Annotated in this window: 8 protein-coding genes; all 8 read left to right on the plus strand. The window is 78.2% G+C overall.

The genetic code is table 11. The features are described 5' to 3' along the window. Window positions 1-894, plus strand: an 894-nt coding sequence (locus LG943_RS27300) for a D-glycero-alpha-D-manno-heptose-1,7-bisphosphate 7-phosphatase (protein ID WP_270075261.1), incomplete at its 5' end; no start/stop codon positions are given. Continuing rightward, window positions 891-1,949 (plus strand): glycosyltransferase family 9 protein, encoded by a 1,059-nt coding sequence (locus LG943_RS27305; RefSeq protein ID WP_270075262.1) that lies wholly within the window; start codon window positions 891-893, stop codon window positions 1,947-1,949. The genes LG943_RS27300 and LG943_RS27305, both read left to right, overlap by 4 nt. Beyond that, window positions 1,946-2,968 (plus strand): glycosyltransferase, encoded by a 1,023-nt coding sequence (locus LG943_RS27310; RefSeq protein ID WP_270075263.1) that lies wholly within the window; start codon window positions 1,946-1,948, stop codon window positions 2,966-2,968. Before LG943_RS27305 ends, LG943_RS27310 begins: the two co-directional genes overlap by 4 nt. After that, window positions 2,965-4,215, plus strand: a complete 1,251-nt coding sequence (locus LG943_RS27315) for a glycosyltransferase (RefSeq protein ID WP_270075264.1) — start codon at window positions 2,965-2,967, stop codon at window positions 4,213-4,215. Before LG943_RS27310 ends, LG943_RS27315 begins: the two co-directional genes overlap by 4 nt. Beyond that, on the plus strand, window positions 4,215-4,814 hold the full coding sequence (locus LG943_RS27320; protein ID WP_270075265.1) for a D-sedoheptulose-7-phosphate isomerase: 600 nt from the start codon (window positions 4,215-4,217) through the stop codon (window positions 4,812-4,814). Before LG943_RS27315 ends, LG943_RS27320 begins: the two co-directional genes overlap by 1 nt. Beyond that, window positions 4,811-6,187: a PfkB family carbohydrate kinase gene (locus LG943_RS27325; protein WP_270075266.1), complete on the plus strand. Its 1,377-nt coding sequence runs from the start codon at window positions 4,811-4,813 to the stop codon at window positions 6,185-6,187. The genes LG943_RS27320 and LG943_RS27325 overlap by 4 nt, the downstream gene beginning before the upstream one ends. A gap of 121 nt (window positions 6,188-6,308) precedes the next feature. After that, window positions 6,309-6,995, plus strand: a complete 687-nt coding sequence (locus LG943_RS27330) for an SDR family oxidoreductase (protein ID WP_270075267.1) — start codon at window positions 6,309-6,311, stop codon at window positions 6,993-6,995. A 30-nt stretch (window positions 6,996-7,025) separates the two neighbouring features. Next, the gene (locus LG943_RS27335) at window positions 7,026-8,021 is read left to right on the plus strand and encodes a UDP-glucuronic acid decarboxylase family protein (protein WP_270075268.1); all 996 of its coding nucleotides are present in this window, start codon (window positions 7,026-7,028) and stop codon (window positions 8,019-8,021) included. Window positions 8,022-8,144 lie beyond the last annotated feature (123 nt).

Genomic DNA, 8,144 nt, shown 5'->3' on the forward strand with positions numbered 1-8,144 from the left:
CCGCCGCGGCCCCCCGCGCCCGCGACCCGAACGGCGCGGGCCGCCGCCGCGCTGAGCGTCCGCGCCCTGCCCGCACCGGCGGCCGCGGCCGCGGCCGCTGCCGCAGCCCTGCCGGCCCTCCGCCGGGCCGCCGCCCCCGCCCCGGGCCTGGCCCGCACCGCCCGCGCCTCCCGCGCGGCCGCCGCCGGGCTCGGCCTGGTCTGGGCCGCCATGACCGCCGAGTTCGCCTGGCGGCGCATCGCGCCGGGGCCGCGCACCCCCGCCGAGATCTGGCGCATGGCCGCCACCAGCGCGCTCATCCCGCCCGCCGCGTGCGCGCAGCGACTGGCGGGGGAGTGGCGCCACCGCGCCGCCCGCCCCCACCGCGCCCGGCCCGTCAAGGCGGTGCTGTTCGACCGCGACGGCACCCTCGTCCACGACGTCCCCTACAACGCCGAACCCGGCAAGGTCCGGCCCGTCGAGGGCGCCCGCGAGGCCCTCGACCGCGTCCGCGCCGCCGGGCTGCGGCTGGGCGTGGTCAGCAACCAGTCGGGTGTGGCGCGCGGGCTCATCACCCCCGACCAACTTCAGGAGGTCAACGCCGCCGTCGAGGCCCGGCTGGGCCCCTTCGACGTGTGGTGCGTGTGCCCCCACGGCGAGGCCGACGGCTGCGACTGCCGCAAGCCCCGCCCCGGGCTGGTCCACCAGGCCGCCGCCGCGCTGGGGGTGGACCCCGCCGAATGCGTGGTCATCGGCGACATCGGCGCCGACATGGCGGCCGCCCGCGCCGCCGGCGCCCGGGGCATCCTGGTGCCCAACGGCCGCACCCGCCCCGAGGAGACCGCCGCCGCGCCCGAAACCGCGCCGCACCTCGCCGCCGCCGTCCGCCGCGTGCTCCGGGCGGAGGCGCGATGACCCCCGCCGCCCCCGTCCCCTCGGCCGCCCCGGCGCCCCGCGGCGGCACCGCCCTGGTCGCCCGCCTCGACAACGTCGGCGACGTGCTGCTGGCCGGCCCCGCCGTCCGCGCGGTCGCCGCCGGCGCCGACCGCGTCGTGATGCTCGCCGGCCCGCGCGGCCGGGCCGCCGCCGACCTGCTGCCCGGCGTCGACCGCGTCATCGAGTGGTGCGCGCCCTGGATCGACCCCGAGCCCCCACCGGTCGATCCCGCCCGCACCGACGCCCTCATCGCCGCCGTGCGCGCCGAGGCGCCCTCGGCCGCGCTGATCCTGACCTCCTTCCACCAGTCGGGGCTGCCGCTGGCCCTGCTGCTGCGCCTGGCCGGGGTGCCCTGGATCGGCGCCGTCAGCGACGACTACCCCGGCTCGCTGCTGGACCTGCGCCACCGCGGCGCCTGGGGCGCGCCCGAGGCCCGGCGCATGCTCGACCTCGCCGAGGCCGCCGGCTACCGGCTGCCGCCCGGCGACCCCGGCACCCCGGCCGTGCGCCGCCCCCTGCCCGACACCGCGCACCTGGCCGGCCCGCCCGGCTACGTCGCCGTGCACCCCGGCGCCTCGGCCGCCGCCCGCGCCGTGCCCCGCCACCTGGCCGCCGGCACCGTCGCGGCGCTGGCCGCGCGGGGCCACCGCGTCGTGGTCACCGGCACCGACTCCGAGCGCGCCGACACCGCCGCCGTGGCCGGCGGCGCCGCCCTGGACCTCGGCGGGCGCACCAAGCTGGTCGAACTCGCCGGCGTGCTGGCCGGCGCCTCGGTGCTCGTCAGCGGCAACACCGGCGCCGCGCACCTGGCCGCCGCCGTGGGCACCCCCGTCGTCTCGGTGTTCGCGCCGGTCGTGCCCGCCTCGGCGTGGGCGCCCCAGGGCGTGCCCGTGCGCGTGCTCGGCGACCAGGACGCCCCCTGCCGGGGCACCCGCGCCCGCGACTGCCCCGTGCCCGGCCACCCCTGCGTCTCCGGACTCACCCCCGACCACGTCCTCGCCGCCGTCGCCGACCTCACGGGAGACCCGACATGACCCTGGGCGAACTCCGCACCGCGCCGCCGGCCGCAGCGCGCCCCGCGCGCACCCTGCGGGTCCTGATGTGGCACGTGCACGGCTCCTGGACCACGTCCTTCGTGCACGGGCGCCACCACTGCCTGCTGCCCGCCACACCCGACCGCGGCCCCGACGGCCGGGGCCGCGCCCGCACCTGGACCTGGCCCGACACCGCCGTGGAGGTCGCGCCCGAACGCCTCGCCGACGAACCCGTCGACGCGGTGGTCCTCCAGCGGCCCCACGAACTCGACCTCGCCGAGCGCTGGCTGGGCCGCCGGCCCGGCCGCGACCTCCCCGCCGTCTACGTCGAGCACAACACCCCCCAGGGCGACGTCCCGCGCACCCGCCACCCGCTGGCCGACCGCTCCGACATCCCCGTCGTCCACGTCACCCACTTCAACGACCTGTTCTGGGACTGCGGCCGCGCGCCCACCACCGTGATCGAGCACGGCGTGGTCGACCCCGGCTACCGCTACACCGGCGACATCCCGCGCGCGGGCGTGGCGATCAACGAACCCCTGCGCCGCTGGCGCGTCACCGGCACCGACCTGCTGCCCCGCTTCGCCGCGGCCGGCCCCCTCGACGTGTTCGGCATGGGCGTGGCCGGCCTGCCGGAGCGGCTGGGCCTGGCCCCCGACCGGCTGCGCGCCTACGACGACCCGCCCCAGGCGAGCATGCACGACGACCTCGCCCGCCGCCGGGCCTACCTCCACCCCCTCCGCTGGACCTCCCTGGGCCTGTCCCTCATCGAGGCCATGCTCCTGGGGCTCCCCGTCCTCGCGCTCGCCACCACCGAGGCGCGCGAGGCCGTACCGGCCGACGCGGGGGTCGTGAGCACCCGCGTCGAGGCGCTGTGCGCCGCGCTGCGCGACCTGCTCCACGACCCGCCGATGGCGCGGGAGACGGGGCAGGCCGCCCGCGCCGCCGCACTCCGCCGCTACTCGCTCGACCGGTTCCTCAACGACTGGGACCGGCTTCTCCTGGAGGTGACACGGTGAGGATCGCCATGGTCTCCGAGCACGCCAGCCCGCTGGCCCTGCTCGGAGAAGAGGACACCGGCGGCCAGAACGTCCACGTCGCCGAACTGGCCCGCGCCCTGGGCGCGCGCGGCCACGAGGTGACGGTCCACACCCGCCGCAGCGACCCCGACGCCCCGGCCACGGCCGACTTCGCGCCCGGCGTGCGCGTCCACCACGTCGACGCCGGGCCGCCCGCGCCGGTCAGCAAGGACGACCTGCCCCGCCACATGCCGGAGTTCGCCCGCCACCTGGCCGACGCATGGGACCGCGACCGGCCCGACATCGTGCACGCCCACTACTGGATGAGCGGCCGGGCCGCCCTCGACGCCGCCGCCACCGCCGGCGTGCCCGTCGTGCAGACCTTCCACGCCCTGGGCGCCGAGAAGCGCCGCCACCAGGGCCCTGAGGACACCAGCCCCGCCGAGCGCGAGGACACCGAGTTCGACATCGCCCACCGGGCCGCCCTTGTCATCGCGACCTCCTCGGAGGAGCGCCGCGAACTCCGCACCTGGAACGTCCCCGGCGAACGCATCGCGGTGGTGCCCTGCGCCGTCGACCCCGAGCGGTTCCGCCCCGAGGGCCCCGCCGCCGAACGCGGCGACCGCCCCCGCGTCCTGTGCCTGGGCCGGCTGGTGCCCCGCAAGGGCGTGTGCACCGTCATCGGCGCGCTGGCCGCCGTGCCCGAGGCCGAACTCGTCATCGCCGGCGGCGCGCCGCCCGAGCGCATGGACACCGACCCCCAGATCGGGCGGCTGCGCGAGGCCGCCGAGGCGGCCGGGGTGGCCGACCGCGTCCGCTTCACCGGGGGCGTGGCCCGCCAGGACGTCCCCGCGCTGCTGCGCTCGGCCGACCTCGCGGTCAACGTCCCCTGGTACGAACCCTTCGGCATGAGCACCGTCGAGGCCATGGCCTGCGGCGTCGCGGTGATCGCCTCGCACGTGGGCGGCCACCTCGACACCGTCGTGCAGGGCGTCACCGGCCGGCTCGTGCCGCCGCGCGAGCCCCGCGCGCTGGCCTTCTGGCTGCGCACCCTGCTCGCCGACCCGGTCACCCGCGAAAGCCTGGGCATCGCCGCCGCCGACCGCGCGGCCGTGCGCTACACCTGGCCGCTGGTCGCCCGCCAGACCGAGGAGTGCTACGAGCGCGTCCTGCGCGAGCGTGGACACGAGGTCCCCGCCCTCGCCGGCGCGCCGCACGCCACCGACACCCCCACAGGAGGCATCTGATGCACGCCCGCCTGCGCGAACTGCGCAGCGTCCTGGACCGCGTCGACGCCGACCGCGTCGAGCGGTGGGGGCGCCGCCTGGGCCGTGAGCTGTCCCAGGGCCGCCGCCTGCTGGCCTGCGGCAACGGGGGCAGCGCCGCCGAGGCCCAGCACCTCACCGCCGAACTCACCGGCCGCTTCCGCGGTGAGCGCGTCCCGCTGTCGGCCATCGCGCTGCACGCCGACACCTCCAGCGTCACCGCCATCGCCAACGACTACGGCTACCGCGAGGTGTTCGCCCGCCAGGTCCGCGCCCACGGGCGCCCCGGCGACACCCTGGTGTGCCTGTCCACCAGCGGCGCCAGCGAGAACATCGTGGCGGCCGCGGCCGCCGCCCGCGAGATCGGCATGACCACCTGGGCGCTCACCGGCGAGGCCCCCAGCGCGCTGCTGGCGGCCTGCGACGACGCCGTGCGGGTGCCCTCGGCCGACTCCGCCACCGTGCAGGAGGTCCACCTGTCGCTGATCCACCTGCTGTGCGCGGCGGTCGACGACACCTGCGCCGCCGCGGTGCCCGCCCCCGCGCACGCCGCGCGGCTGGCCGAGGACGGCTCGGCGTGAGCCCCGCGCCCCGGCCGCCGCTGGTCGTGGTGGGCGACGCCTTCCTCGACGTCGACCTCACCGGCGAGCGCCGCGCCACCGGCCACGGCGGCGCCGCCCCCGTCCTCGACTCGCCCAGCGCCCGGCACCGCCCCGGCGGCGCCGCCCTGGCCGCCTGGCTGGCCGCCCGCGACGGCCACCCCGTCACCCTGGTCTGCGCGCTGGCCCAGGACCCCGCCGGCGACCGGGTCGCCGCCCTGCTGCGCGACGCGGTCACCCTGGTCCGGCTGCCGCTGGACGGCGGCACGCCCGTCAAGACCCGCGTGCAGTTCGGCGGGCAGACCGCGCTGCGGGTGGACCACGGCGAGGGCCGCCCCGACCCCGCCGAGGGCCAGGACCGCGCCGCCGCGGCCATCGCCGCCGCCGGCGCCGTCCTGGTCTCCGACTACGGCCGGGGCGTGGCCGAGCTGCCCGGGGTGCGCGCGGCCCTGGCGCGGGCCGCCGCAACCGTCCCGCTGGTGTGGGACCCCCACCCGCGCGGACCGGTGCCCGTGCCCGGCGCGGCGCTGGTCACGCCCAACGCCTCCGAGGCCGGGGCGCACGACCCCGCCCGCGCCGCCGCGCGCGCCGCCGAACTCGCCCGCGCCTGGCGGGCGGAGTCGGTGGCGGTCACCCTGGGCGCCCAGGGCGCGGTGTGGGCCGCGGCCGACGGCCGCACCGAGCACCTGGCGGCGCCGGTGAGCCTGCCCGAGGCCGACGCCTGCGGGGCCGGCGACCGCTTCTGCGCGGTGGCGGCCGGCGCGCTGCGCACCGGCGCCGACGTGGTCGACGCCGTGGCCGAGAGCGTCCAGGCCGCCTCCCGGTTCGTGCGCAACGGCGCCGCCGGCGGCACCGCCGCCTCCGGGCCCATCGCCGGCGCGCTGCCGCTGGGCCTGGGCGAGAGCGCGGGCGAGCTGGCCGAGCGGGTCCGGCGCAGCGGCGGCAAGGTCGTGGCCGCCGGCGGCTGCTTCGACGTGCTGCACGCCGGCCACGTCAGCCTGCTGCGCCGCGCGCGCTCGCTGGGCGACTGCCTCATCGTGTGCATCAACTCCGACGCCACCGTGCGCGCCCGCAAGGGCCCCGACCGCCCGATCAACTCCGCCGAGGACCGCATCCGCGTGCTGTCGGCGCTGGACTGCGTCGACGCGGTCGCCGTCTTCGACGAGCCCACGCCCAGCCGGCTCATCGCCCGGCTGCGGCCCGACGTCTGGGTCAAGGGCGGCGACTACGAGGCCGCCGCGCTGCCCGAACTCGACGTCGTCGAGAGCCTGGGCGGCGAGGTCGTGATCCTGCCCCGGCTGCCGGGGCACTCCACCACCCGCGTGGTGGCCGCCCGCGACCGCACCCCGCCCTGACCGGGCCGCGCGGCGCGGCCCGCCGCCGCGCCGCCCGTCCGCAGGCGCCCGCGCGCCCGCCGTGCGCGCACCGCCCCGGCGGCGCACCGCGCACGCCCCCACCCATCCGAAAGGAGCCGACATGCGCCCACTGGGCAACACCCTGATCACCGGCGGGGCCTCGGGCCTCGGCGCGGCCGTGGCCGAGGCCGTGCGCGCCGAAGGCGGGCAGCCGCTCATCCTCGACCGCGCCCGCCCTGAGGGCGACGACCCCTTCGTCCGCGTCGACCTCGCCGACCGCGCCGCCACCGAGGACGCCGTGGAGCGGTTGGCCGGGCGGCACGGCGGCCTGCACGCCGTCGTCAACGCCGCCGGGATCGACTCCTGCGGCCCCCTGGCCAAGGTCCCCGCCGAGGACTGGGAGCGGGTCGTCCAGGTCAACCTCATCGGCACCGCCTCGGTGGTGCGCGCGGCCCTGCCCCACCTGGAGGCCACCCGCGGCACCGTCGTCGACTGCGCCTCCACCCTGGGCGTGCGCGCCGTCAGCGACGCCACCGCCTACTGCGCCTCCAAGTTCGGCGTCGTCGGGTTCACCCGGGCGCTGGCCGCCGAGCTGGCCGGGCGCGTGGGCGTGACCCTGCTCGTCCCCGGCGGCATGGACACCCACTTCTTCGACGACCGCCCCGACGCCTACCGCCCCGGACCCGACGCCCGGCTCAACGCGCCCGCCAACGTCGCCCGCGCCGTGGTCTTCGCCCTGCGCCAGCCCGTCGGCTGCGAGCTGCGAGAGATGGTCATCTGCTCCTCGGAGGAGACCTCGTGGCCCTGATCCGGGCCACCGTGAACAAGGGGGGAACCCATGACTGAGGCACGCGCCCGCCGCGTCGTCGTCACCGGCGGCGCCGGGTTCGTCGGATCGCACCTGTGCGAACGGCTGCTGGCCGAGGGCGCCGACGTGGTCTGCATCGACAACTTCGTCACCGGATCGGCCGAGAACATCCGCCACCTGGCCGCCCACGACGGCTTCCGCTGCGTCGAGGCCGACGTCGTGCGCCCGCTGCGCGTACCCGGCCGCGTCGACCTGGTGTTCCACCTGGCCTCGGCCGCGTCGCCGCGCGACTACCTGCGGCTGCCCATCGAGACCCTGGAGGCCGGCAGCCAGGGCACCCGCAACGCCCTCGACCTCGCCGCCGAGCACGGCGCGCGCTTCGTCCTGGCCTCCACCAGCGAGGTCTACGGCGACCCGCTCCAGCACCCCCAGAACGAGCGGTACTGGGGCAACGTCAACCCGGTGGGGCCGCGCAGCGTCTACGACGAGGCCAAGCGCTACGCCGAGGCGCTGACCATGGCCTACCACCGCAGCCGCGGCGCCGACATCGGCATCGCCCGCATCTTCAACAGCTTCGGGCCGCGCATGCGCCCCGACGACGGGCGGGCCATCCCCGCCTTCATCTCCCAGGCGCTGGCCGGCGAGCCCATCACCGTCACCGGCGACGGCCTCCAGACCCGCTCGGTCTGCTACGTCGAGGACACCGTCGCCGGGCTGCTGGCCCTGGCCGGCTCCGACCTCACCGGCCCGGTCAACATCGGCAGCCCCTACGAGCTCTCGATGCTGCGCCTGGCCGAGCTGGTGCGCTCCATGAGCGGGTCGGACTCCGAGATCGTCCTGGTGGGCCGGCCCGTGGACGACCCCCGGTTCCGCCGCCCCGACATCGGCCTGGCCGCCCAGGCCCTGGGGTGGGTGCCGCGGGTCTCCATGGAGGAGGGGCTGCGCCGCACCATCGACTGGTTCGCCCGCTCGGCGGCGGCCCGGCCCCTGGGCGCCGGCACCGCACCGGCCGCCGGCCGCGCCTAGGCAGTGTTTTTTGAACGGGTGAGGTCGCGCAGCCAGATGCGGATGGAGGCGAGTTGGACGGTTCCGTCATAGACCGCGGCCCTCTTGTCGTACCTGGTCGCGACCGCCCTGTTCTGCTTGAGC

Source organism: Streptomonospora mangrovi, assembly GCF_027604915.1.
Lineage (GTDB): Bacteria > Actinomycetota > Actinomycetes > Streptosporangiales > Streptosporangiaceae > Streptomonospora > Streptomonospora mangrovi.